Here is a 23,517-nt window from a genome sequence, read left to right as displayed (position 1 = left end):
GGATGTGTCCAACTTTTGGGGTGCAGTTCAAATACCTTTTGGCGTTTTCAGACGACCTTTTGTATCTTGATTTCAGTAAAACATTGTTAATAACGAGTGCTTACTCTATAATCACGCCCGATTTAATCGGATAAAGCGTTGGTATTTAAAATAAAAGCAAGAATATTAATATCGGATGTAATGCAACAACAGTTTCCGCCGATATCCGCTTTAATCCGTTTCCTCTTCAAGATTTTTTTACAAACAATGGAGTGTCCATGTCCACAATGTTTTTTATCCAGTTCGCCATCGTACTGGTGTGTATCTTAATCGGCGCACGGGTCGGCGGTATCGGCTTGGGCGTGCTCGGCGGTGTCGGGCTGGCGGTTTTGGCCTTTGGTTTCCATCTTGAGCCGACCAGTCCGCCGATTGACGTGATGCTGATGATTATGGCGGTTGTTTCCGCCGCCGCATCGATGCAGGCAAGCGGCGGTTTGGACTACATGATTAAAATTGCCACCCGCGTTTTACACCGCAATCCGAAATACATCACTTTCATCGCGCCTGCGGTCACTTATCTGTTTACCGTATTGGCAGGCACGGGACACGTCGCCTATTCGGTATTGCCCGTTATTGCCGAAGTCAGCCGCCGCAACGGCATCCGCCCGTCGCGTCCGCTGACGATGGCGGTCATCGCGTCGCAATTTGCCATTGTTGCCAGCCCGATTGCGGCCGCGGTCGTTGCCTGCGTTACCTACCTTGAGCCTCAACACATTACCATGGCTGATGTGCTGAAAGTGACCGTTCCTTCAACCATTCTCGGTATCGGTCTCGCCTGCGTATTCGTCAACAAGCTCGGCAAAGAGTTGAAAGACGACCCGCATTATCAGGCGTTGCTGAAAGACCCGGAATATGTAAAGTCCAACGAAAAAGATTCGGTTGAAGTATCCAATGCGCCCGTCAGCAAAGAGGCGAAACTTTCAGTCGGGATTTTCCTTGCTGCCGCATTGCTGGTGGTCGTCATGGGTGCCGTACCGGAGCTGCGCCCGACCTTTCAAACGGACGAGGGTCCGAAACTGATGGGTATGGCGCATGCCATCGAAATCGTCATGCTTTCTGCTGCCGCGCTGATTATTCTGTTGTGTAAACCGGATGGTAACGCGATTACCAAAGGCTCGGTTTTCCATGCGGGGATGCGCGCCGTCATCGCCGTATTCGGCGTGGCATGGCTGGGCGATACATTGATGCACGGTCATCTGGCAGAAGTCAAAGAAACCGTATCGCATTTGGTCGAAACCGCGCCGTGGACTTTTGCGTTTGCCCTGTTCGTTTTGTCCGTCTTGGTTAACAGTCAGGGGGCAACCGTTGCAACGCTGTTCCCCATCGGTATTTCGCTGGGCATTCCCGCTCCGATTATCATCGGCACGTTTGTCGCGGTGAACGGCTATTTCTTCATTCCGAACTACGGTCCGATTATCGCAGCGATTGATTTTGACAGTACAGGCTCAACCAAAATCGGCAAATTTATTTTCAACCACAGCTTTATGATCCCCGGCCTCTTGAGCATGGCGTTCAGCTTGGCATTCGGTTTGCTGCTGGCGAATTACTTCTTTTAAAGTCGTCTGAAAAAAGGTCGTCTGAAAACACAAAATGCGTTTTCAGACGACCTTTGCTATATCTTGCCGGCAAAAATCTTATTCGCAATGAAGCGAGCGTGTTTTTTCGGCAAACGAATCCATGGCGATTTTGCACATGGTTTCGCGTTGCGATAAATCGGCGGCAGGCAGGGCTTGGAACAGGAATTTTGTATTGTTGCGCTGAAAATCAGATTTTGCGCCCGCCTTTTTGTAACAGGTTTCCGCGCGTGTGAAGTATTGCTGGCAGATTTTGGGCAGCTCTTCCAAGGTCAGCGGTTTATGTTTATGCATGCCGTGAGCAGACGCTGAGAATGCCGATGCCGTTAAAACAAGGACGGTTAAGAATTTTAGAGGTGTTTGCATGATGCACTCCGGTTAAAAAATGGGGCAAAACAGGCTGGGGCAAGGTCGGCCCGCCTGCTTTGACAGATTGGTTTCAGCTATCGCCGTTGTTTAAAAAATATGCGCTTCGTATTTCATGTTTGTTGCATTTTTGCCCTATGTACCGTGTCTGTATTGAGGAAGCAATGCCAACCATTGCTTCAAGTTTTGCTCTGGATACGAGGCAATTTGATGATAAAGGTCGTCTGAAATACCGTTTTCAGACGACCTTTAGGTTTGTTTTAACGAGGCATGCCGCGTTCCCATGCGCGACGGGCGCGTTTGCAGGCAAGCTGTTCTTTCCAATTCATGTAGCGTGCTTTGAAGCGGGCTTTCATGAAGTCGTCGAATTTGCGCTGTACGGTCAGGTTCCACAGGCTATGCGCCTTAACCGCCCAGCTTTCATCCCATGCGCGCAGGGAGATGGAGAATGAGCCGTCAAGGTATTTCATCCAATGCCACCAGCCGGTCGGCATGAACAGGGTATCGCCGTATTCGAGGAAACATTCGATGCCCTCGATGCCTTCAAGCTCGGGGAAACGTTCCGTATCGGGGTTGTCGACGTGGTAGTCTTCCAGCGCGTAAGTGGCGAAAGGAATGCGGAACAGGCGCTCTTTCCATTTGTAATCGAACAAGATGATGTGTTTCTTGCCGAAATGCGTATGGAAGATATGCGCCATATCGATGTCGTAGTGCAGGAAGGTTTCCGAACCTGCACCGCCGAAAAACAGGGTAGGGTAACGGTCTAAGAATCCGCCCATCAGCTCTTTGGGGAAAACGTAGTCGTTCAGCAAGGCGGGAGCGTGTTTGATAGGGTCAAATAAGAAAATCCGCAAATCCGTCGGCTCGCGTTTGATCAGATCGATATAGTCGCTGAAGCGCATTTCCGTACTGGCGGCGTTAATCGGCGCGGAAGGGTCGGCTTTGGCGCTGTCGTACAAGGGGACGACGATATCGCCGACGGTTTCTTTCATATAGTCCAGCGACCATTTGTCACGGGCAGGCCAGTTGCGGGTCAGTCCTTTGATCACGACGGGACGGCGCGGCTTGAGATAATTCTGATAAAAATCTTCGCGGCTGATGTCATCAACAACATCAATCGGAGTAAGTTTGAAACCCATAAGCAAATCTCTTTTTGGAATGTAAGGTTGATTTTAAGTGAATATTTCGGAAGGTGGCAAGCGATGTTTCAGACGACCTGATGCGAATCAAAAATCGTGGTTGTGATATTATGTCGATATAAATATTCCGTCCGAAACGCTTATGAACGATGCAGACGATTATTTGGGCAAGATGCCTTTTTTTATTGTATTCCTCGACCCGCTGCACACGGATTTCCACAGCAGCGGCAAGCCTCTGAACGAATACATCGCCCGTCATCCTCTGACGCACGACAAGCTGCACCGCCCCGCTTTTGCCGCCAAAGTTTTGGAAATGGCGGCAAACAGCTGCAATATGCGTGTTTTTGTCCGCAAAGCGGATGCGCTGATTAAGCATCCGCTGCATTATATTGTCCGTAACGACGTTTTCCGAACCGAAGAGCAGATGTGGGCGTTCATCAATTCGCCCGAAAACATCGCCGCCGTCAAACAACCCTAAAAGGCTACACACTCATGCTTTTGTTCATTGATAACTATGACAGTTTCACCTACAACATCGTCCAATATTTCGCCGAACTCGGTCAGGAAGTCGTCGTCCGCCGCAACGACGATATTACGCTCGAAGAAATCGAGGCTTTGAAACCGCAATATCTCGTTATCGGGCCGGGTCCTTGTTCGCCGAAAGAGGCGGGCATTTCGGTCGCCGCCATGCGCCATTTTGCCGGCAAGCTGCCGATTATGGGCGTGTGCCTCGGACATCAGACGATAGGCGAAGCGTTCGGCGGGGATGTGGTGCGGGCGAAAACGCTGATGCACGGCAAAGTTTCGCCTGTGTTCCATCTGAACAAAGGCATGTTCAAAGATTTACCCGATCCCGTTACCTGCACGCGTTATCACAGCCTTGTCATCGCCCGCGATACGCTGCCCGATTGTCTGGAAGTCACCGCATGGACGGAAGATCAGGAAATCATGGGCGTGCGGCATAAGGAATACGCCATCGAAGGCGTGCAGTTCCACCCCGAAGCCCTGTTGACCGAACACGGACATGATATGTTGAAAAACTTTTTGGAAGAATTTCAAGACTTCCAAGCGTCCGCCGCTTAAACCAAACGTCGTCTGAAAACTTTCAGACGACGTTTGACGTAAAAATACCCGTAAAAAGGATTGAACCATGATTACACCGCAACAAGCCATCGAACGATTAATCAGCAACAACGAATTGTTTTACGACGAAATGACCGACCTGATGCGCCAGATTATGAGCGGGCAGGTGCCGCCCGAACAAATCGCCGCCATCTTGACCGGATTGCGGATTAAAGTCGAAACCGTATCGGAAATCACCGCCGCCGCCGCCGTCATGCGAGAATTTGCCGCCAAAGTGCCGCTGGAAAATTCAGACGACCTCGTCGATATTGTCGGTACGGGCGGGGACGGTGCAAAAACCTTCAATATTTCCACGACTTCCATGTTTGTCGCCGCTGCGGCAGGCGCAAAAGTCGCTAAACATGGCGGGCGTTCCGTTTCTTCGTCCAGCGGTGCGGCGGACGTGATGGAGCAGATGGGCGCGGTATTGAACATTACGCCGGAGCAAGTCGCCGAAAGCATCCGTCAAACAGGCTTGGGCTTTATGTTTGCCCAAAACCACCACAGTGCGATGCGCCACGTCGCGCCCGTGCGCCGTTCGCTCGGGTTTAGAAGCATTTTCAATATCTTGGGCCCGCTGACCAACCCCGCCGGCGCGCCGAACCAGCTCTTGGGCGTGTTCCACATCGATTTGTGCGGCATCCTGTCGCGCGTATTGAAACAGCTTGGTTCCAAACACGTTTTGGTCGTGTGCGGCGAAGGCGGTTTGGACGAAATCACACTGACCGGCAAAACCCGCGTTGCCGAGCTGAAAGATGGAGAAATCCGCGAATACGACATCAGCCCCGCCGATTTCGGCATTGAAATCCGCCGCGATTTGGACGAAATCAAAGTCGCCAACGCGCAAGAGTCTTTGGAAAAAATGGATGAAGTGTTGAGCGGCAAACATGGCGCAGCACGCGACATCGTCCTGCTCAACGCCGCCGCCGCGCTTTATGCCGGCAATGTCGTACCTTCGTTGGCGGACGGTGTCAAAGCCGCCGAAGCAGCCATTGATTCGGGCAAGGCAAAAGCGAAAAAAGAAGAATTTATCCGCTTTACGCAGCAATTTGCTAAAGAATGAGCAAAGGTCGTCTGAAAACGGAAATTCGATGCTGATTATCGGGAATGGGCTGAAACGCTGCGAAACCATTCGATAGGCATTTGAGGCGGATTGACCGTCTTCAAGAAAAGATAGAAACGTGCCGTCATCAAAAAAAAGTCGTCTGAAAATTTTCAGACGACCTTTTGTTTAATCTGCCATTTGTATCAAGCTGTCGGCAAGGCGGTCGGCGGCTTGGCGGTAGCCTTTGCCTGAGAAGTGGACGCCGTCTTTGGCGGCGAGGCCTTGGCTCATCCAACTTTTCATGCTGCATTCGCCGCCCATCGCGTTCTGCCACGACCAATACATGATTTTTTCTTCGCGGGCGACGCGCTGCTGCATTTGTTGGATGCTGCTTAAGGTGGCGGGGCGTGTGCCGCAGCTTCCTGAGGTGCTTTTAAGGGATTCGGGCGCGCCGAGAATCAGGATGCCTGCGTCGGGCAGGCTCTGTTTGATTTGGCGGATGTAGCTGCGCCAGCTTTGTTCGGTGGCTGTGATGTCCAAATCGCGGGCGAAGGCTTCGTTGGTGCCGTAGGCGATGATAACGAGATCGGCGCGGGTTTGGGCAAGGTCATCCTGCCAAGAGGGACGCCATTTGGACCAGTGGGTCAGTTGCGCGCCGTTGATGCCGAGCGCGGAAACGGTTACGCCGCGTCCGGGATTTTCGATATTGATGTAGCCGATGTCCCAAGGCATGGAGCTACTGAGGGCCAGCGGCAGGCGGCTGTTGCTGCGGATGATTTGCCAGCCGCTGCTTCCGGCGGGAACTTCGCGTCCGTTGAAAGACAGGGTTTGTTCGGGCAGAACGGGTTTGGCGAAGACGGAAATCTGCTTCTCGCCGCTGCTGCCGTCCTTAGCGCTGATGGTAACGCTGCTGCCGTTGGATTTGGCGATGATACCGCCTAAGGGGAAGTCGTCTGAAACGCTGCGGCTGCTGACGGTTTGCCATGAGCCGTCATAGCGGACGGCTGCGCTGCGCTGTCCTTTGACGGTAGAGGGGTAAACCCAGCCTATGCCGCCGTCGCCCCATTTTTGCTGGAGGCGCAGGCGCAGTTGTTCGGTGAAAAGGTCGCCGGCGGTGTGTGAATCGCCGATTTGGAGGATGCGGAATTTGCCGTCCGAGCTTCGGTCGAGTTTTTTGAGCTTGGAGAGCCATGTGGGACGGCTGCTGCCGTAGTTTTCCAGCAGCATATCGGCGGCGGGGGCGGCGGCAGACAGGCACAATGCGGTAAGGGATACGGACAGGGTTTTGATGTTCATGAGTTTCCTGTGTGTGGTTTTCAGACGACGTCTTTTGACGCGGCGGAGGGCTATTGTAACGAAAAAGACGGCATTGGATAAACAAAACGCCGTCCTTTTGCTGCCGATATGGCTTAACGTGCGGATAATTGTTCCGTGCGTGCTTCGCCGTTCACTTCAGGGGTCGTCTGAAAAACGATTTTTTCCATGATTTTATCCGCGAGCAGTTTTTGTCCTTCAGCAGAGAAGTGGATGCCGTCTTTGCTGCGGTAGCGGATGATTTTTCCATTTATGTTGACCGAGTCGGCGTAGGTGTCGGAGCCGTTGCTGAGGAGCTTGTCGGTCGGTATCCACAAGGCTTTTGGACTGATCTCGTCTGCTAAAAGTTTGTCGAGATATCGCATTTGCTTGTTAAGTTTTGCCTGTTTCATATAAGGAATGCCCATCCAAATGACTTGGACGTGGTGTTGCTCGGCGGCGGTCAGGATGCGGTTGACGCGGCTGAGGTATTCTTCCGACCATTCGGGCGAGGCGAATTTCAGGTATTTTTTGCCTTTGGGGAAGTCCCACGGGTCGTTAGGACCGAGGAAGACAACCAGAAGGCGGATGTCGGCTTGTTGTTTGAGTGTCTGCTCGATGGTGTTCGGCCAGTCGAAAAACTTGGGATAGGATAATCCGGTGCTTTGCTTGCTTAGGTTCACCGACTGGATACCGTATTGTTTTTTCAGGCTTCTTTCGACAAAAGGCGCAACGCCCTGCATCATCGAGTCGCCCGCAAAAAAGACCTTGTCGCCTTGTCCGAGAACGATATTAGCGGGCGGGGCGATAGGGAGATGATGCGTGTCAGGTTGTCCGCCGTTTTGTGCCGTTTGGCGTCCGGCGGCGGGACGGTTTTTTTCCTGTGGTTCGGACGCATTAAGCTGCGCATTTTGTTCAGACGGCCCGTCGTCTTCAGCGATTTGAGGTTCCGGTTCGGCAATCACAGGTTGTCCTGCCAAACGCGCTTTGAGGTCGTCTGAAAAGGCGTACGCGTCTTGTTGCAGCTTCGCGCCCGTGCGCCACCATTCGTATTCGGACAAAGGCTCGAGCGGGGATGCCTGATGATAAGTCTGCTGCCAATAGGCATTGATGGAGTCTTGACTGAACCACGCCGCGCCAAAGGCGCAAACCAAAAGGGAAGCAAACAGGGAAATAAAGCGTTTCATATTCTGATTGTCCTTTTAAAAGTCGGCGTAAATAAAGCCAGGGATGCCCGACGGCGCCAATACGATAATCAACACCAACGCCAGCGTCAGCGGTATAAACCACAGCCACATCGGCATTTTTTCCAACGCCGCTACCGCGCCGTCAAACAGGCGAAGCAAATACGGGTAGAGCAAAATCATCAGACCAAACGAGGCAAGCAGCAGAATATCCGCCTGCTTCGGCGCAGCCCAACCTGCTTCGTTGGCGAATAAGGCATCAAACACCATCTGCGTATCGGCGAGGCTGCCGGTGTTGAACACGACGAAAGTGAAGCAGACGAAATGAAAAGTGACGAACCAAGCAAGCGGACGCAAGATTTTCAGACGACGTGAACCGTCCCGACCGAATATTTTGTCGCCGCAGTTAAGCAAAATTAATGCCACGCCGTGCAGCGCGCCCCAAAGCAGGAAATTCCAGCCGTAGCCGTGCCAAACGCCCGACAAAACCATCGCCAGCAGCAAGTTGAACTGCGTCAGGATGAAGCCGTGTTTGTTGCCGCCCAAAGGAATATAAATATAGTCGCGTATCCAAGTGGAAAGGCTGATGTGCCAACGGTTCCAGAAGTCGCGGATATTGAACGCGCGCAGCGGTGCGGCAAAGTTTTTCGGCAGACGGAAACCGAGCAGCATCGCCATCCCGATAACCAAATCCGAATAGCCTGAAAAATCAAAGAAAAGCTGGAAAGTATAGCCGTACACCCCCGACAATACACCCCAGCCGTCAAACTGGGCGGGATTCTCGAAAACGGGCGATACCCAGCCGTCTCCCAGCGCACCTGCCAGCCACCATTTTTTAGCAATGCCCAGCAAAATCAAGCACACCGCCAACGCGGGGCGTACCAATGCGCGCGGTTCTGCCGTCCGAATCTGCGCCAAAGCCCCCGCTTGTTCTCCGTCTATGCTTTTAAACGCCGCCGCGCGGATAATCGGTCCGGAAGTAATGGTCGGGAAGAAGCTCAAATGCAGCAGCAACTCATGCCACGCGAAGCGGTCGCCCATCGGATGGCGGCAGCAGTACACCAAATAAGCCAAAGATTGAAACGTGTAATAAGACAGCCCCAAAGGCATCAAGATATCGACAATCTCGCTCTGCCCTGTGTATTGGCGGATAAACGGGCGGAAAAAGTCGAAATATTTGAAGAAACACAATACTGCCAAAGCCGACGCTACGCCGAAGCCCAGCCAGAATTTCCGTACGTTTTCCTTTTCAGACGACATCAAAAGACCGAGCAGATGCACGCAGGACGAATAGCAGGCAATCACGGCGGCAAAGATGGGATTCAAGTGATACAGCCAACCCATACCCGCCAGCAGAAGCAAAACATTCTGCACCGACGGCATACGGAAAAATGCCCAATAAAGAGGCAGAAAAGCAATAAAAAATACCGCGAATTCAATCGACAGCAACGGCATAAGTGTTCCTTGAAATTTTTATTGTTCAGATGCCCCGAAATATAGGTTTGGCAACTCGAAGCGAACCATATATTGTAAATAAGTGTTTGAATTTATACAACTAACGCTAATCTTGTTTTAGAACCGCTCGTCTGAATTTGAGAAGGGTTTTGAAAGGCTTTTGTCATAAATATCGTGTTGGATAAGCAGGGTTTTTTTAAAATTTCAGAGATAAAAAGCAGGTTGGGCTGGGCATGCTGATTGCCCTTTTTTCAACACTCAATTTCAAGCAATGACTTGATTCAATATGAAAAAAAAGCAGATTCGGGGTAAAGATGCCCGTAAGGTATTTAAACCTTGACGAGTTTTACCTTGAATCTGCTTTTAATAAGGTTTGGTTTTGAGAATAACTTTTTATTTCAAACGATTAGATAATTTATGCTTAGGAGGATAAGGCGGCTTGCTGGTGCGCCGTCAACTCCGTAATGCCTTTCTGCGCCAGCGCAATCAGTTTGCCCAATTCGTCCAAGCTGAACGGTGCGCCTTCAGCCGTGCCTTGGATTTCGATGATTTTGCCTGAAGCGGTCATAACGATGTTGACATCGCTGTCGCAGCCGGAGTCTTCCGGATAGTCCAAATCCAAAAGCGGCACGCCGTTCACCACGCCTGCGGATACGGCGGCAACGGCTTCGCGAATGGGGTTTTCGCTGATGAGGTCGCCTGAAAGCAGCTTGTTGATGGCAATTTGCAGGGCGACGAATGCGCCGGTGATAGACGCGGTGCGCGTCCCGCCGTCTGCCTGAATCACATCGCAATCAATCAGGATTTGGCGTTCGCCGAGTTTTTCCATATCCACGACGGCGCGCAGCGAACGCCCAATCAGGCGCTGGATTTCCTGAGTGCGCCCCGACTGTTTGCCCGCCGCAGCTTCGCGGCGCATACGCGAGGCGGTGGACGCGGGCAGCATCCCGTATTCGGCAGTAACCCAGCCCTGCCCCTTGCCGCGAAGGAACGGCGGGACATTTTCGTCGATGGAAGCAGTGCAGATAACCTTGGTGTTGCCGCATTCGATCAGGCACGAGCCGTCGGCGTGCGGCAGAAAGTGCGGGGTGATTTTGATATCGCGTAGGCTGTCGGCATCGCGCGAGGTGCGGGGGTAATTGCTCATGATTTGTCCTTAGGGGGAACGGTAAAAATTTGTGGTCGGTATTATAGGGCAGAAGCCAAATGAGATGGGAAGGTCGTCTGAAAACAAAGGTTGAATCCCAAAAAATGGGGCGGTATAGTGGATTGCGTTGAGTATCCTCTGCAATTTAAATATGCGTCTGATGAATTGACCAAATTGGGACTAAAATTAAATTCAAAAAATATTTTTGAGATCATTATTATGAATTGTGCAGAATTTAAATCATCCTATCAAAAACTTAGGAATGATAGTGAGAAAGAAGAATTTCTACAAAATTACGCTGATGAGGATATGTCTGAGGAGTTGGCGAATTTTCTTTTGGATATCGGTCTAAGTTCAAAAGAATCCGATATTGCCCGCCATGAAGCATTCAGTATCTTGAGGGTGTATATAGGCGAATTTGATTATAGTTATATTTTTGAAAAAATAATTGATTTTGTTGAGAATCTTGATGAGGATATTTATCTTAGGATTGAGGCGCTGAATATTTTAAAAAGAGCGCCAATAACTGTTAATGAAGCAGAGTTTGCAATGAATGTCATCAAGAAAAATGAAAATGAGTTAATAAGCAGTGCAGCACTCCAAGTTTTGACATTTCATCGGAAACTGCCTTTCATTAAATTGTATCTTAAGCAGCTAATTGAAGATAAATCAGTTTTTTCGGAAGATGCACGTATAGCTTTAGGTTAGTGAGGAGAGTATGAAAAACTTTGATAAGGATTACCACGACGCAGAAATTATTGGCTATGTTTATGAGTCAAAGAAAGAAATCCTCAAATTTTTTCTTGCTGACGATTCAATATTGGATTTTCAGAACGTGGTGTTTTTTGATTTTGATAATATCGGTACGCAGAATGTTATTTTTGATATTCAGACGTATCACAATCAATCATGTCCTGAATGGTTGATTGAGTCGTTTCCATCCATCAGTTTTTATGTAGAACAAAGACGGCATGAGTCATATGATTTTTACTATATTTCATCATCGGTGGGGCTGGAAGCCGTCATTGTGTGTGCACATTAGGATGCGCAGTCCGTGTGGCAAAAAGCAGCTCGTATTTCTTGAGTAGAAATTGATTCGCCAACTCAGTCTTTACACAGCACAAAGGTCGTCTGAAACCATAAAAAGAGTTTCAGACGACCTTTTATTCTGCCTTCCTATCAAGCGAGGAACAGGCGGTATGCGGCGTTTTCGGTTTCGTCCTGATAGCTGTAACCGAGGCTTTCGAGGAAGTTTTCAAATGCTTCATCGTCAGTGGTCGGGACGTCGATGCCGACGAGGATGCGGCCGTAGTCGGCGCCGTGGTTGCGGTAGTGGAAGAGGGTGATGTTCCAGCCGCCCTGCATATGGTTGAGGAAGCGGGCGAGCGCGCCGGGGCGTTCGGGGAACTCGAAGCTGATTAAGCGTTCGTGGGCGACTTTTGTTGTGCGTCCGCCGACCATGTAGCGGATGTGGATTTTGGAGATTTCGTCTTCGGTCAGGTCGACATTGGGCAACCCGGCTTCGGTCAGCTGGCGGCTGATGACGGCAAGGTCTTGGGAACCTGCGGTTTGCAGGCCGACGAAGATGTGGGCTTTTTGGTCGTCGCCGTAGCGGTAGTTAAACTCGGTGATGTTGCGGCTGCCGAGTAGGTTGACGAACTTGAGAAAACTGCCGCGCTCTTCGGGGATGGTAACGGCGAAAATGCCTTCGTTGCCTTCGCCCAATTCGCTGCGTTCGGAAACGTGGCGCAGGCGGTGGAAATTCATGTTGGCGCCGCTGGTGACAGCGACGAGGGTTTGGTTTTGGATGCGGTTGCGGGCGGCATAGGTTTTCAAGCCGGCAAGGGCGAGCGCGCCGGCGGGTTCGGTGATGCTGCGGGTGTCGTCGAAGATGTCTTTGATGGCGCCGCAGATGGCGTCGGTATCGACGGTGATGATGTCGTCCAAGAGATCGCGGCAGAGGCGGAAGGTTTCGTCGCCGACGACTTTGACGGCGGTACCGTCGGAGAAGAGTCCGACATCTTTGAGGCTGACGACTTTTCCGGCTTCGACGGATTGTTTCATACAGCAGGAGTCGTGTGTTTGCACGCCGATGACTTTGATGCTCGGGCGAACTTGTTTGACGAATGCGGCAACGCCTGCAGCCAGTCCGCCGCCGCCGATGGGGACGAAAATGGCGTGGATGTCGTCGGGACGCTGGCGCACGATTTCCATACCGACCGTACCTTGACCGGCAATCACGTCGGGGTCGTCAAACGGGGCGATGTAGGTCAGTTTTTCTTTTTCTGCCAACTCCATCGCGTAATCATAGGCATCGTTGTAGGAAACGCCTTTGAGGACGACTTCGCCGCCGCGGCTTTTGACGGCGTCGATTTTGATTTGGGGCGTGGTTTCGGGCATAACGATGACGGCGCGGCAGCCTAGACGCTGTGCCGAAAGTGCGACGCCTTGTGCGTGGTTGCCCGCGCTGGCAGCGATCACGCCGCACGCGAGCGCTTCTTTGGGCAGCTTCGCCATTTTGTTGTACGCGCCGCGGATTTTGAAGGAAAACACGGGTTGCAGGTCTTCGCGTTTGAGCAGGACGTTGTTGTTCAGACGACCCGACAGCCCGATGGCGGGTTCGAGCGGGGTTTCGACGGCAACGTCGTAAACAGAGGCGGTCAGGATGCGGATGAGGTAATCGGAATAAGATGGGCGGTTGTTCATGGTTTTGTGTGCCGGAGGAGTATTTTCGAAAAGAGTGTCCGCCGTCCGCGTCAAACTTTGTCAACAAAACGGCGGAAAGGTAAAACCATACCCGCGAGGTCGTCTGAAATCAAGAAAAATCTTAGCAAAGCGAAGTTGCGGCGGTATAATGACAGCCTTTTGCGCCAAACCGCACGACGCGGTTGTTTTTATTTCTATTTCCGCACCACATTCCAATGAAAAAAACATTATCCGTATTGATCGCGGCGATGATGATTACCGCCGCGCAAGCCGCGCCGCAAGCGGCTAAAAACAACGCAGCTCCCGCAGTTGCCGCTTCCGAGCCGGCTCCTGCCGCCGCATCTCAGCCCGAAGCCATGATGCCCAGCATCAACAGCCCCGATGCGCCGCCTGCCATTGCCGCTGCCGCATACATTGTTACCGATTTGCACAGCCATCAAGTGCTTGCCTCTAACAATATCGACACGCAGATCGAACCGGCTTCGCTGACCAAAATGATGACCGCCTACCTCACGTTCAAGGCTTTGGAAAACGGCACATTGCGCGCCGACCAAATGCTGACCGTGTCCGATGCAGGCTGGAAAATCGAAGGCTCGCGGATGTTCCTCATTCCCAAAGTCCCCGCCAGCGTCAGCGATTTGATTAAAGGCATGATTGTCCAATCCGGTAACGATGCCGCCACCACGCTTGCCGAAGCCATGGGAGGAGGCTCGGTGGACGTGTTCGTCCAACAAATGAACGAAGAAGCCAAGCGTTTGGGCATGACCAAAACCCACTTTAAAAACCCGACCGGATTGGCTGCCGAAGGCCATGTTTCCACCGTCGGCGATTTAGCCATTTTGTCCGCCGCGCTGATACACGATTATCCGAAATACTATCCTGTATTTTCGATTAAATCCTTCAAATACAACAATGTTGAGCAGCCCAACCGCAACCTTTTGCTCTACCGCGACTCCAGCGTGGACGGCCTGAAGGCAGGACATTCCGAAAGCGCAGGCTACAACCTTGCCGCGTCCAGCAAACGCAACGGCAGACGCATCGTTTCCATCGTTGTCGGTACCGATTCCACCGAAGCCCGCGCTTCCGAAAGCGGTAAACTGCTCAACTGGGCGTTGCAGGCATTCGATACGCCCAAGCTCTACAACGGCGGCGAAATCATTTCCAAGGTCAAAGTTTATAAAGGCAGCAGCAAATCGGTGAACGTCGGCTTCCTCGAAGACGTATACATCACGATTCCTCACGATGCCGGACAAAACATCAAACCGATTTTAGAAACCGTCCAGCCCGTTATCGCCCCGATACGCAAAGGTCAAAGCTTGGGCAAACTCAAAATCGTCAAAGACGGCAAAGTCATCACCGAGAAAAACGTCGTCGCCCTCCATTCCGTTGAAGAAGGCAGCTGGTTCAGACGGATGTGGGATGATATCGTATTGTGGTTCAAAGGCTTGTTCGGCAGCAGCTCGAAATAAGCTGAGTTGATGTAAAAAGGTCGTCTGAAAATGGTTTCAGACGACCTTTGTTTTGGATTTAATTTACACGAGGCGACGGCAAAGTCTAGTTATAGTGGATTAACTTTAAATCAGGACAAGGCGACGAAGCCGCAGATAGTACATCAGGACAAGGCGACGAAGCCGCAGACAGTACAAATAGTACGGCAAGGCGAGGCAACGCCGTACTGGTTTAAAGTTAATCCACTATAACTCAAATCCGCTTTCAAATATTCTTTCTTCTCCGCTAATCGGGTCGGTAAATTCAATGCGTTTTGCCAGTAGTTTCAAAGGTTTTTCATAATCTTCATCGCCCACCGCCAAAGGGGTGGGATAAAGCGCGTCGTTTAGCAGCGGCATACCCAAACGCATCATATGCACCCGAAGCTGGTGTTTTTTTCCCGTATGCGGCATCAGCCGGTAGAGGCTGAATTCGCCGCGGTTTTCAATCAATTCGACCGTCGTATGGGCGTTCGGCTCGCCTTCGATTTCTTGCGTCGTGAAAAACTGTTCCCCGCGTACCATGCGTGAAACTACGTCCAACGGATACACCAAGTCCGTCCGCGTCGGCGCGACGGCGTGATAAGTTTTACGGACGCTTTTTTCCTGAAACATCGTTTGATAATCGCGGCGCGTGGCAGGATTGTGCGACAGCAGCATCACGCCCGCCGTATCTTTGTCCAAGCGGTGAACCGGCGTAATGTCTGCTATGTTTAAATGCTGCAATTCCGGCCGCAGGCGCAGGCGGGTCAGCAGGGTTTCGCGCAGAAAACGCCCGCTGGGAATAACGGGCAGGAAATGCGGTTTGTCAACGACAATCAGATGGTCGTCGATGTGCAGGATTTTTTCTTCAAACGGAATGACGGGTTCGTTGTCGCTGCTGGTTTCGCGGTAATAAAACATGGTTTTGCCCGGCTCGAACAGCGTGTGTTCGTCAAACGGCACGCCGTCTGCATCGACGACGAAGCCGCTGTTCAAGCGCCTGCGCCAATCGTTTTCGCCGACGAAGGGAAAGCGGACGCAGAGGAAATGCAACAGGGGCAGGCCGTAAAACGGTTTTTCGTGCGGCAGCACCAAATAGCTGGGTTTGACGCCGTTTAAAAGCGGGAGGGGATTGGAGCGTTTTTTCATGTGGCGGATTGTACTCGGTTTCGGCCTTTTTTTCAGACGACCTAAGTCGGGGTAAGGCTGTCGGGTGATAATGAAGCGGTTTGCGTGGGGAAAGATTGTGTTACGGATGATGGGAAAAGAGGTCGTCTGAAAAGCCGGATTTTGGGTTTTCAGACGACCTTTTTATTTGGTTTTTTTAAAGATAGATTAGGCGGTGTTTTTCGTGGGCAAAGCCCACGCTACGGAAGGGTTGTGTATGGAATGTTTGGTTTGATTTGAACACATGAAAAAAGGTCGTCTGAAAATGGGAAGTCCGTTTTCAGACGACGTTTTTTATTTGGGGTTTTAAAGACAGGTTGGGCAGCGTTTTTCGTGGGCAAGGCCCACGCTACGGGAGGGTTGCGGGTGGAATGTGTGGTTTGATTTGAACGCATGAAGAAAGGTCGTCTGAAAACGGGAAATCTGTTTTCAGACGACCTTGGTTGCAACTTATTCAAACAAAACTTATTCCGCCAATTCGGTTTGCTGGTGCGACATGAGTTCTTGTCCGACATTGGTCAGGAGGTTGAGGTAACGCTCGTACTGCTTGAGGATGTCGGCGATGAGTTCGCGGCGGTTCATGTATTGCACGTCGTAGCCGCTGCGGCCGTCGAAGAAGTAGGTGTAGGGTTCGTAGGTTACGTTGTGGCGGATGTGCGGGAGGTGGCCGTCTTTGATAAGTTGTTCGGACACTTCGCGCTTGATGGTTTTAATGCCGTACATGAAGTCGCGCAGGGACTCTTTGTGGATGGTGAATTCGACGGCAGGTTCTTCACGGTCGAAGTGGGTTTGGATGTCGACGCTCAGGCTGTATTTGTCGGACAGCTCCTCGTTCAGTTCGCGCATGGCGGGCAGGGCGGTGGTTTTGAGGAATTTGAGGATGTCTTGTTCCTGCGTTTGGTTCAGCATACGCTCGAGCCTGTCCTGCCAATTGTCGCCGCTCCAATAGACGCTGGAGGGGGTGACGGCGGTCGTGAAGTATTTGTGGTCGGCGTTTAATCCGCGCCATAGGCTGAAACACATGACCAGCATGAGCATGGCGAAAGGCAGGGCGACGATGAGGGTCATGGTTTGCAGGGTGGGCAGTCCGCCGAAGCGCAAGAGAACGATGGCGGCGGCAGACATCAGCAGCCCCCACATCACTGCCTGCCAGCGCGGGGCGGTCAGGCTTTTGTCGCGGGAGGCGATGTTGTTGAGGACGTAAATGCCGGAGTCGGCGGAGGTAATGAAGAAGAGGGCGATCACCGTGAGGCTGACGAATCCAGTAATGGTCGGCAACGGGAGATATTCGAGGAAGCGGAAAAGGAGTTTTTCAGGTGTGCCGGTCAATGCGCCGAGTGCGCCTGCTGCGACATGGTCGTTAATCCAAATGGCGGTATCGCCGAAGATGGTGAACCAGATGACGCAGAACAAGGAAGGAACGGCTAAAACGCCAAAAATAAATTCGCGTATGGTGCGTCCGCGCGAGATGCGGGCGATGAAGAGTCCAACAAAAGGCGCCCAAGAACACCACCACGCCCAGTATAAGATGGTCCAGCCGCCGAACCATTCGGTGTGGTTTTGTTCGTAGCTGTACGTTTTGAAACTGAGCTGTATGAGGTTGCTCAGGTAAGTACCGAGGTTGTCGTTGAAAGCGGAGAGCAGGTGGAGGGTGGGGCCGGTGGCGAGGACGAAAAACATCAGCGCGAAGGCAAAGGTCAGGTTCAATTCGCTCAGTATTTTCACGCCTTTGCCTATGCCGGAGGCTGCGGATGCAATCGCCATGCCCATGACGATGAAAATCACGACGGTTTGCATGGAAAAGGTATTTTCTCCAATCCAACCCAGTTGTTCCAAGCCTGCGCCCAGCTGCGTTGCGCCGAAGCCGAGCGTGGTAATGATGCCGAACAGGGTGGCGACCAGCGCGAGGATGTCGATGATGTCGCCCGCCTTGCCGTCGGTTTTTTCTTTCAACAACGGATAAAAGCAGGAACGCAACGAGAGCGGGAGTTTGTAGCGGAAGGCAAAATAAGCAAGCGCCAAGGCGATAACGGCATAAACCGACCAGGCATGTACGCCCCAGTGGAAAAGCGTATGGAGCAAAGCATCTTGCTGTTTGATTCCGTCGCCTCCTTCCGTGATGGGCGAAAGGTAGTGGGTGAGCGGTTCCGCCACGCCGAAAAACATCAACCCGACACCCATGCCTGCGGCAAAGAGCATGGCAATCCAAGACCAAAAGTTAAATTCAGGCTCTTCTTCGTTGGTGCCCAGTTTGATGTTGCCTAAGCTGCTGACTGAAAGGGCGATCAGGAAGAAGAAAAAGGCGGAAAACGCCAAGATGTAAAACCAACTGAAATTTTTGAACACGCCTGCTTTAGCGGCATTGAGGACGGTTTCCGCCTGTTGCGGCACCAAAAGCGCGATGCCGATGACCAGCAGTACGAAAGCGAGCGTTACCGAGACGACAAAAGGATTAAACGAAGACCGATTGCGTAAAAAATGAAATAAAGACAAACCTTGACCTCCTTTTAGGATGGTGAGGCAGGCGGACGCGGGCGCAAGGCCGTATATGGTTGATTAACAAAAACTGGGAATAAAACATGGTCTGTCGGACGAGATCCGAGACCTTCCCGATTTTTGGTAATCCACTATATAAACGCAGACAAAACATGAATGGCGTTTAGACCGTCCTGCCGGATGAAAAAAACAAGGGGAAAAGGGAGTAAAAACGCACAGATGAATCGGCCGTAATGAGGGCTGGGTGAGACAAAATTGATGATGATTATTTCTTTTTTTGAAGGAATAATAACAAAATCAGGGAATTGTTTCAAATTGGGAAAGATTTGTGTGTGTTTGGGGGCAAGAGGGTTAGCGACGATAAAATAGGCAAAGGGGTCGTCTGAAACGCTTTTCAGACGACCCCTCATCAGTTTTATGTGCCATTGCCGCCATCTACTTTCTTAAACGACAGCCAAATGCAGACGCCGACCGATATCAGCCAAGCCGCCAGCAGCCAATACGGATTGAGCAAATGGGCGTAGGGGTTCAAATCGGGATTCTTGATGGGCGGCAGATAAACCATAACGCCGAAGTAGGCAGACGATAGGGCAAGGCAGCTCAAAATGCCTTTTTGGTCTTTACGCAGACGCATCAGCATTGCCGTCAAACCGCTTGCCACCATGGCGGCAAAGCCAAAGAAAGTCATCGGGATAAAGTGTGCGCTCCAAGCTTGTGTGTCGGGGAAGGCGGAGTCCGGCTGCATCAGGAAGGCGCAAGTCAGGAAAATCGGTGTGCCTGCCAAAGCAAAAGCAAGCGGAATCCACCAGCGGTAAGAAAAAACGCTTTTTTTTTTCAGTTGCATGTTCAAAAATGACTTGCCCCGCATGAATGCCCGCCTTCACGGTTTTCACGGCAATTTCCCGCTCCCGTTTATACCCGCTTTCACTAGGTAAAAACACCAGCCCAAAGGGAATAACGGCAAACGCATTCAATAGGCTGAATATCGTTAATCCTTCGAAATAAAAATTAAACAGCATCTCTATATCTTTTGACAAAAACAGCGCAAACAATATCGTGCTTATGTAGGAACAGACAAAGCCGATGAGCATGGCGGTCAAGATATGCTTCAAGTTCCTACGCAAACGAAGCTGCGTCATCGCCATACCGGTCAGTATGCCCCAAACCAACATATAGCCAAGCATATAGAGTAAACCGGTAATTATTGTAGCCACACTAGCCAGACTGCCGAACACCAGTCCGAAAATACCGAAATGGAGCATAGAGGCAAAAAAAGCTGCCACCCCGCCGGAAGCTACGGCAAGCTGAACGGTGAGAAACACGAGTAAAACGCCGTAACACAAGGCGTAAACGGTAAAGAGCAGCGTAAGGTACGGCTTGCGCGGTTTCTTGTCCTTCAGGGCGGTGTTGTCCGACATTATGCTGGTTTCCTTTGGATGATTTATCGGAATTGAAATAGTTTCAGACGACCTTTGAGCGCGGATACATCGAGTTAAAATCGTCGTATCGGATTGAGGTTCAGCCGTCATGAAAATTTGAATGATTATAATGGAATAGTTTGTGTCGATGATAGCCGTATAACGATATTGCATTTTCGTGAAACCGATAATAGGCAATAAGATTTGCCATTGCAGTAAAAAAGGTCGTCTGAAAACTGTTTTTCAGACGACCTTTTGCCGTTTTATCACTCAAGGAAGCGAAGGAGTTACGACCGTACCTGTCCGTCGCCCAACACAATCCATTTCTGCGAAGTCAGCCCGTGCAGGCCGACGGGGCCGCGGACGTGGATTTTGTCGGTGGAAATGCCGATTTCCGCGCCGAGGCCGTACTCGAAGCCGTCGGCGAAGCGGGTGGAGGCATTGGCCATGACGCTGGCACTGTCGACCGTGCGCAGGAAGGTGCGGGCGTCGGTGTAGGATTCGGTTACGATGCTGTCGGTGTGGTGGCTGCCGTGGGTGTTGATGTGGGCGACGGCTTCTTCAAGGCTGTCGACGATTTTGACGGAGAGGATGGGGGCGAGGTATTCGGTGTCCCAGTCTTCTTCGGAGGCCGTCTGAATGTGGGGCAGGATGGAAAGGGTACGCGGGCAGCCGCGCAGCTCGACATCGCGGGCGGCGTATTTCTCCGCCAATACGGGCAGGATTTCGGCGGCACGGCTTTGGTGGACGAGCAGGGTTTCCATGGTGTTGCAGGTGCCGTAGCGCGAGGTTTTGGCGTTGAAGGCGATGTTGACGGCTTTTTCGGCGTCGGCAGCGCGGTCGATATAGACGTGGCAGATGCCGTCGAGGTGTTTGATGACGGGTACGCGGGCTTCGGCGGCGATGCGGGAAACCAGCGATTTGCCGCCGCGCGGGATAACGACATCGATAAATTCGGGACTTTGCAGCATGGCGCCGACGATTTCGCGGTCGGTGTTTTCAATCAGGCTGACGGCTGCTGCGGGCAGGCCGTTTTCAACTAATGCCTGCGTAATCAGTTTGGAGAGCGCCATATTGCTGTTGAAGGCTTCGCTGCCGCCGCGCAGGACGCAGGCATTGCCGGACTTGAGGCAGAGGGCGGCGGCATCGACGGTTACGTTGGGGCGGGATTCGTAAATGATGCCGACAACGCCCAGCGGTACGCGCATTTTGCCGATTTGCAAGCCGTTTTCGCGGGTGCGGAATTCGTCCATTTCACCGACGGGGTCGGGCAGGGCGGCAATCTGGCGCAAACCTTCGCACATGGCGTCTATGGTTTTTTCGGTCAGTCGCAGGCGGTCGAGCAGGGCGTCGTTCAAACCTTTCTGCGCGGCCTGTTCCATGTCTTGGGCGTTGGCGGCGAGGATGGCGGTTTGATGGTGTTTGATGAGTTCGGCGGTGCGCAGGAGCGCGGCGTTTTTCTGCGCGGTCTCGGCGGCGGCGACAATATAGGATGCCTGCTTGGCGGCGGACGCAGTGCGGCGGACGTAGTCTTGGATGTTTTGCATGGTATTTCTGCGGGAAAAGTGGGAATAGGTTGATGATAAGGTCGTCTGAACGGGAATTCAATAGGACGCAGAAAGACAATTCCAGCGATACTGGGAAAAGGACTGAGAAAATCGCAGATAAAAAAAACCATCTATACTAAGGGGAAAAGTATAGATGGCCAAACACATTACGGGGAAAACGTCTTACTCACTTACTCACTTCTCTCGAAGCAAGTGTTACTCAGACACGCGAATTATATAATAGTTCACGAATGATGGCGTTAAGTTTGGTTAATGACATCTTAACACTTATATCATCATGTTTTTAAACAAATAAAAAAATCATAATGGTTAAATTTTTTTTGAAAAAACTTCAAAATTTTCAAACCGTGATGAATTTCCACTCCCCTGAGGCTAAATTTTCTACCGTTCGTCCGTTAAATTCGTTCCTGTGGAGGTGTTCGACGCGGTTGCCGGCGGCGGAGACCATGCGTTTGACTTGATGATATTTGCCTTCGGTAATGGTCATCAGCAGGGTGGTCGGATTTTCCAAAACGGCTTCGGCAGCGCGGACGGTCTCGTTGTCGTCGTGCAGAAGGACACCGTTTTTCAGCGTTTCACACAGGCTTTTGTCAGCAGGATGCTTCAGGGTAACGCGGTAGATTTTGGGGACTTTGTGTTTCGGTGAGGTAACGCGGTGGTTGAACTGCCCGTCGTTGGTAATCAGCAAAACGCCCGTCGTATCCGCATCCAGCCTGCCGACCGCCTGCATGTCGATATTGCGCATATGGTCGGGGAAAAGGCTGAAAACGCTGGGGTATTGCTGCGGTTTGTGCGAGGTTTCGTAATCGGCAGGCTTGTTGAGCAGGATATAAAAATAGGGCATGGGGACGACGACGATGTCTTCGCCGTCTATGCGCAGCGTTTGGACTTCAGCGGGATCGATGTCGGCTTTGGTGTCGTTGCGGACTGTATCGTTGATTTCGACACAGTCGTTTTGAATCAGCCACTGGCATTGTTTGCGGCTGCCTATGCCTTGGGATTGGAGATATTTGATCAGTTGCATGGGAATGGCGGGAACGGGTTTCAGACGACCTAATTGTATATCAGGATTTTGCTTTCAAACGATAGAGATAAGTGGTTTCCCTGTTGCGGGCAAAGGCGAGCGGGTCGGATTCGTCGGCGGCTTTGCGGTGGCGCGGTTTGGTTTTCAGAATATCGACCACTTCTAAAGAGGTCGTCTGAAAACATTGTTCCAGAAAATCGCGGTCGCGCAGATGCAGATGTTCCGCCAAGTCGGAAATGATTAACCACGCTTCGCCTTGCGGGTTTAAATGCTGCCGCACGCCGTTTAAAAAGGCGGTCAGCATGGCGTTGTCGGGATCGTAGAGGGCGGTTTCGACGGCGGAAGTCGGTTTGGCGGTCAGCCACGGCGGGTTGCAGACGATCAGGTCGGCGCGGCCTTCGGGAAACAAATCAACGGCTTGGACGGCGACTTGTTTGTCCAGCCCCAAGCGGGCGAGGTTGGCGGTTGCGCAGGCGATGGCCTTGGGGTTGGTATCGGTGGCGGTGATGTCGGGAATGCTGCGTTTGGCAAGGATGGCGGCGATAACGCCGGAACCTGTACCGATGTCGAACGCCGTCTGAATATTAGGATTCAACGGCGCTTGGGCGATTAAGTCCAAATATTCGCCGCGCAGGGGCGAGAACACGCCGAAGGGGACGTGGATTTTGCCGCCAAGCTGCGGAATGTCTATACCCTTTTTGTGCCATTCGTGTGCGCCGATAAAGCCCAAAAGCTGGTTGAGTGGCAGCAAAAACGGCGCGTCGTTCGGTTCGTCGTACACATCGGCAAGAGCGGCGCGGACGTCGGGCGCGCGCGGGTTGTTTAACTGAAAACCTGCACCGATTTCGACGGCAAGCATATTCAACACGCGGCTTTGCTGCGCCTGCTTCATGCGGTGGGTGTGGAAGGTCGTCTGAATATCGATAGGCGCGTTTTTTGTTTTTTCAGACGACCTGCGGACGCGTTTTTTCATCGCCGCCAACACTTGCTTGGCGTTGTGGAAATCGCCCGTCCAAACCGTTGCCGTGTGGGCATGGGCGTTTTTGAGAATATCGGCGGCATTGCTTTCATGCACATAAACCGCCTGCTTGGGCGGCTTTTGCGTGCTTTCGTTGCGCCATTCGGCAGCGGCGCGGTCGGTCAAGATAATGGGGAACATGACGGGAAGGAGGAAGGGAAAACTGACGGCAAGTTTACTATATTTCGGCTTACGATGTATTGCCGTTATGGAGGGGTGGAGCATTCTAAACAAGCGAGCGCAGCTTGGATTGTGATGAGACCTTTGCAAAAAAGCCCTTCCCTCGA

The 23,517-nt window shown here is 51.8% G+C and carries 21 protein-coding genes; 7 read left to right on the top strand and 14 right to left on the bottom strand.

The genetic code is table 11. The annotated features are described in order from the left end of the window. Positions 1-266: 266 nt before the first annotated feature. On the top strand, positions 267-1,595 hold the full coding sequence (locus tag HMPREF2572_RS02470; protein ID WP_070496101.1) for an anaerobic C4-dicarboxylate transporter family protein: 1,329 nt from the start codon (positions 267-269) through the stop codon (positions 1,593-1,595). Between the two features lie 78 nt (positions 1,596-1,673). Here the strand turns inward: HMPREF2572_RS02470 and HMPREF2572_RS02465 are convergent, their stop codons facing one another. Together HMPREF2572_RS02465 and HMPREF2572_RS02460 are read right to left on the bottom strand one after the other, a co-directional pair. Next, on the bottom strand, positions 1,674-1,979 hold the full coding sequence (locus HMPREF2572_RS02465; protein WP_070496099.1) for a hypothetical protein: 306 nt from the start codon (positions 1,977-1,979) through the stop codon (positions 1,674-1,676). A gap of 260 nt (positions 1,980-2,239) precedes the next feature. Next, a complete protein-coding gene (locus HMPREF2572_RS02460; protein ID WP_070496097.1) occupies positions 2,240-3,118 on the bottom strand; it encodes a cupin-like domain-containing protein in 879 nt (292 codons plus the stop codon). A gap of 142 nt (positions 3,119-3,260) precedes the next feature. Between HMPREF2572_RS02460 and HMPREF2572_RS02455 the strand changes: the two genes are divergently transcribed. The 3 genes from HMPREF2572_RS02455 (at position 3,261) to trpD (ending at position 5,303) form a co-directional block, all read left to right on the top strand. After that, positions 3,261-3,596, top strand: coding sequence for a hypothetical protein (locus HMPREF2572_RS02455; protein WP_070496094.1), 336 nt, complete (start codon positions 3,261-3,263; stop codon positions 3,594-3,596). Positions 3,597-3,610: 14 nt separating this feature from the next. Beyond that, entirely contained in the window at positions 3,611-4,201 is a 591-nt protein-coding gene (locus HMPREF2572_RS02450) for an aminodeoxychorismate/anthranilate synthase component II (RefSeq protein ID WP_070496092.1), read from the top strand. A gap of 67 nt (positions 4,202-4,268) precedes the next feature. Then, the gene (gene trpD / locus HMPREF2572_RS02445; protein ID WP_070496090.1) at positions 4,269-5,303 is read left to right on the top strand and encodes an anthranilate phosphoribosyltransferase; all 1,035 of its coding nucleotides are present in this window, start codon (positions 4,269-4,271) and stop codon (positions 5,301-5,303) included. Between the two features lie 168 nt (positions 5,304-5,471). Here trpD and HMPREF2572_RS02440 read toward each other — a convergent pair whose 3' ends face one another. The 4 genes from HMPREF2572_RS02440 to rph all read right to left on the bottom strand — a co-directional run bounded on the left by HMPREF2572_RS02440 (position 5,472) and on the right by rph (position 10,364). Beyond that, positions 5,472-6,581 (bottom strand): SGNH/GDSL hydrolase family protein, encoded by a 1,110-nt coding sequence (locus HMPREF2572_RS02440; RefSeq protein WP_070496088.1) that lies wholly within the window; start codon positions 6,579-6,581, stop codon positions 5,472-5,474. Positions 6,582-6,694: 113 nt separating this feature from the next. Next, entirely contained in the window at positions 6,695-7,765 is a 1,071-nt protein-coding gene (gene patB / locus HMPREF2572_RS02435) for a peptidoglycan O-acetyltransferase PatB (RefSeq protein ID WP_070496086.1), read from the bottom strand. A 15-nt stretch (positions 7,766-7,780) separates the two neighbouring features. Beyond that, a complete protein-coding gene (locus tag HMPREF2572_RS02430) occupies positions 7,781-9,217 on the bottom strand; it encodes an MBOAT family O-acyltransferase (protein ID WP_070496084.1) in 1,437 nt (478 codons plus the stop codon). Between the two features lie 421 nt (positions 9,218-9,638). Continuing rightward, complete coding sequence (rph, locus tag HMPREF2572_RS02425; protein WP_070496082.1) at positions 9,639-10,364, bottom strand: ribonuclease PH; 726 nt, start codon at positions 10,362-10,364, stop codon at positions 9,639-9,641. 90 nt (positions 10,365-10,454) lie between these two features. Here rph and HMPREF2572_RS02420 point away from each other — a divergent pair, with 90 nt between their 5' ends. Continuing rightward, the gene (locus HMPREF2572_RS02420) at positions 10,455-11,072 is read left to right on the top strand and encodes a hypothetical protein (protein ID WP_246827743.1); all 618 of its coding nucleotides are present in this window, start codon (positions 10,455-10,457) and stop codon (positions 11,070-11,072) included. A gap of 10 nt (positions 11,073-11,082) precedes the next feature. Then, positions 11,083-11,406 (top strand): hypothetical protein, encoded by a 324-nt coding sequence (locus HMPREF2572_RS02415; protein ID WP_070496080.1) that lies wholly within the window; start codon positions 11,083-11,085, stop codon positions 11,404-11,406. A gap of 137 nt (positions 11,407-11,543) precedes the next feature. Here HMPREF2572_RS02415 and ilvA read toward each other — a convergent pair whose 3' ends face one another. Then, positions 11,544-13,070, bottom strand: coding sequence for a threonine ammonia-lyase, biosynthetic (gene ilvA, locus HMPREF2572_RS02410; protein WP_070496077.1), 1,527 nt, complete (start codon positions 13,068-13,070; stop codon positions 11,544-11,546). Positions 13,071-13,285: 215 nt separating this feature from the next. Between ilvA and HMPREF2572_RS02405 the strand changes: the two genes are divergently transcribed. Next, positions 13,286-14,539 (top strand): D-alanyl-D-alanine carboxypeptidase family protein, encoded by a 1,254-nt coding sequence (locus HMPREF2572_RS02405; protein ID WP_070496075.1) that lies wholly within the window; start codon positions 13,286-13,288, stop codon positions 14,537-14,539. Positions 14,540-14,764: 225 nt separating this feature from the next. Here the strand turns inward: HMPREF2572_RS02405 and HMPREF2572_RS02395 are convergent, their stop codons facing one another. The 7 genes from HMPREF2572_RS02395 to HMPREF2572_RS02370 form a co-directional block, all read right to left on the bottom strand. Further along, positions 14,765-15,688, bottom strand: coding sequence for an RluA family pseudouridine synthase (locus HMPREF2572_RS02395; protein WP_070496073.1), 924 nt, complete (start codon positions 15,686-15,688; stop codon positions 14,765-14,767). Positions 15,689-16,171: 483 nt separating this feature from the next. Then, the gene (locus HMPREF2572_RS02390; protein WP_070496071.1) at positions 16,172-18,199 is read right to left on the bottom strand and encodes a BCCT family transporter; all 2,028 of its coding nucleotides are present in this window, start codon (positions 18,197-18,199) and stop codon (positions 16,172-16,174) included. Between the two features lie 418 nt (positions 18,200-18,617). After that, entirely contained in the window at positions 18,618-18,836 is a 219-nt protein-coding gene (locus tag HMPREF2572_RS15000) for a hypothetical protein (RefSeq protein ID WP_246827742.1), read from the bottom strand. Beyond that, on the bottom strand, positions 18,823-19,620 hold the full coding sequence (locus HMPREF2572_RS02385) for a hypothetical protein (protein ID WP_246827741.1): 798 nt from the start codon (positions 19,618-19,620) through the stop codon (positions 18,823-18,825). The genes HMPREF2572_RS15000 and HMPREF2572_RS02385 overlap by 14 nt, the downstream gene beginning before the upstream one ends. Positions 19,621-19,907: 287 nt before the next feature. Beyond that, complete coding sequence (locus tag HMPREF2572_RS02380) at positions 19,908-21,167, bottom strand: glutamate-5-semialdehyde dehydrogenase (protein ID WP_070496069.1); 1,260 nt, start codon at positions 21,165-21,167, stop codon at positions 19,908-19,910. Between the two features lie 361 nt (positions 21,168-21,528). Then, complete coding sequence (locus HMPREF2572_RS02375) at positions 21,529-22,212, bottom strand: 16S rRNA pseudouridine(516) synthase (protein WP_070496066.1); 684 nt, start codon at positions 22,210-22,212, stop codon at positions 21,529-21,531. Between the two features lie 40 nt (positions 22,213-22,252). Then, positions 22,253-23,371: a methyltransferase gene (locus HMPREF2572_RS02370; protein WP_070496064.1), complete on the bottom strand. Its 1,119-nt coding sequence runs from the start codon at positions 23,369-23,371 to the stop codon at positions 22,253-22,255. Between the last annotated feature and the right edge of the window lie 146 nt (positions 23,372-23,517).

It is taken from the genome of Neisseria sp. HMSC064E01, assembly GCF_001808875.1.
Lineage (GTDB): Bacteria > Pseudomonadota > Gammaproteobacteria > Burkholderiales > Neisseriaceae > Neisseria > Neisseria sicca_A.
The sequence above is the reverse complement of the archived record's forward strand: the minus strand, read 5'-3'. Positions and strand labels throughout refer to the sequence as shown.

Excerpts from the sequence above, each read along its gene's own strand:
- HMPREF2572_RS02470 (WP_070496101.1), top strand. The coding sequence starts at position 267 with ATGTTTTTTATCCAGTTCGCCATCGTACTGGTGTGTATCTTAATCGGC.
- HMPREF2572_RS02465 (WP_070496099.1), bottom strand. The coding sequence starts at position 1,979 with ATGCAAACACCTCTAAAATTCTTAACCGTCCTTGTTTTAACGGCATCG.
- HMPREF2572_RS02460 (WP_070496097.1), bottom strand. The coding sequence starts at position 3,118 with ATGGGTTTCAAACTTACTCCGATTGATGTTGTTGATGACATCAGCCGC.
- HMPREF2572_RS02455 (WP_070496094.1), top strand. The coding sequence starts at position 3,261 with ATGAACGATGCAGACGATTATTTGGGCAAGATGCCTTTTTTTATTGTA.
- HMPREF2572_RS02450 (WP_070496092.1), top strand. The coding sequence starts at position 3,611 with ATGCTTTTGTTCATTGATAACTATGACAGTTTCACCTACAACATCGTC.
- trpD (WP_070496090.1), top strand. The coding sequence starts at position 4,269 with ATGATTACACCGCAACAAGCCATCGAACGATTAATCAGCAACAACGAA.
- HMPREF2572_RS02440 (WP_070496088.1), bottom strand. The coding sequence starts at position 6,581 with ATGAACATCAAAACCCTGTCCGTATCCCTTACCGCATTGTGCCTGTCT.
- patB (WP_070496086.1), bottom strand. The coding sequence starts at position 7,765 with ATGAAACGCTTTATTTCCCTGTTTGCTTCCCTTTTGGTTTGCGCCTTT.
- HMPREF2572_RS02430 (WP_070496084.1), bottom strand. The coding sequence starts at position 9,217 with ATGCCGTTGCTGTCGATTGAATTCGCGGTATTTTTTATTGCTTTTCTG.
- rph (WP_070496082.1), bottom strand. The coding sequence starts at position 10,364 with ATGAGCAATTACCCCCGCACCTCGCGCGATGCCGACAGCCTACGCGAT.
- HMPREF2572_RS02415 (WP_070496080.1), top strand. The coding sequence starts at position 11,083 with ATGAAAAACTTTGATAAGGATTACCACGACGCAGAAATTATTGGCTAT.
- ilvA (WP_070496077.1), bottom strand. The coding sequence starts at position 13,070 with ATGAACAACCGCCCATCTTATTCCGATTACCTCATCCGCATCCTGACC.
- HMPREF2572_RS02405 (WP_070496075.1), top strand. The coding sequence starts at position 13,286 with ATGAAAAAAACATTATCCGTATTGATCGCGGCGATGATGATTACCGCC.
- HMPREF2572_RS02395 (WP_070496073.1), bottom strand. The coding sequence starts at position 15,688 with ATGAAAAAACGCTCCAATCCCCTCCCGCTTTTAAACGGCGTCAAACCC.
- HMPREF2572_RS15000 (WP_246827742.1), bottom strand. The coding sequence starts at position 18,836 with ATGCGTCTGCGTAAAGACCAAAAAGGCATTTTGAGCTGCCTTGCCCTA.
- HMPREF2572_RS02385 (WP_246827741.1), bottom strand. The coding sequence starts at position 19,620 with ATGTCGGACAACACCGCCCTGAAGGACAAGAAACCGCGCAAGCCGTAC.
- HMPREF2572_RS02380 (WP_070496069.1), bottom strand. The coding sequence starts at position 21,167 with ATGCAAAACATCCAAGACTACGTCCGCCGCACTGCGTCCGCCGCCAAG.
- HMPREF2572_RS02375 (WP_070496066.1), bottom strand. The coding sequence starts at position 22,212 with ATGCAACTGATCAAATATCTCCAATCCCAAGGCATAGGCAGCCGCAAA.
- HMPREF2572_RS02370 (WP_070496064.1), bottom strand. The coding sequence starts at position 23,371 with ATGTTCCCCATTATCTTGACCGACCGCGCCGCTGCCGAATGGCGCAAC.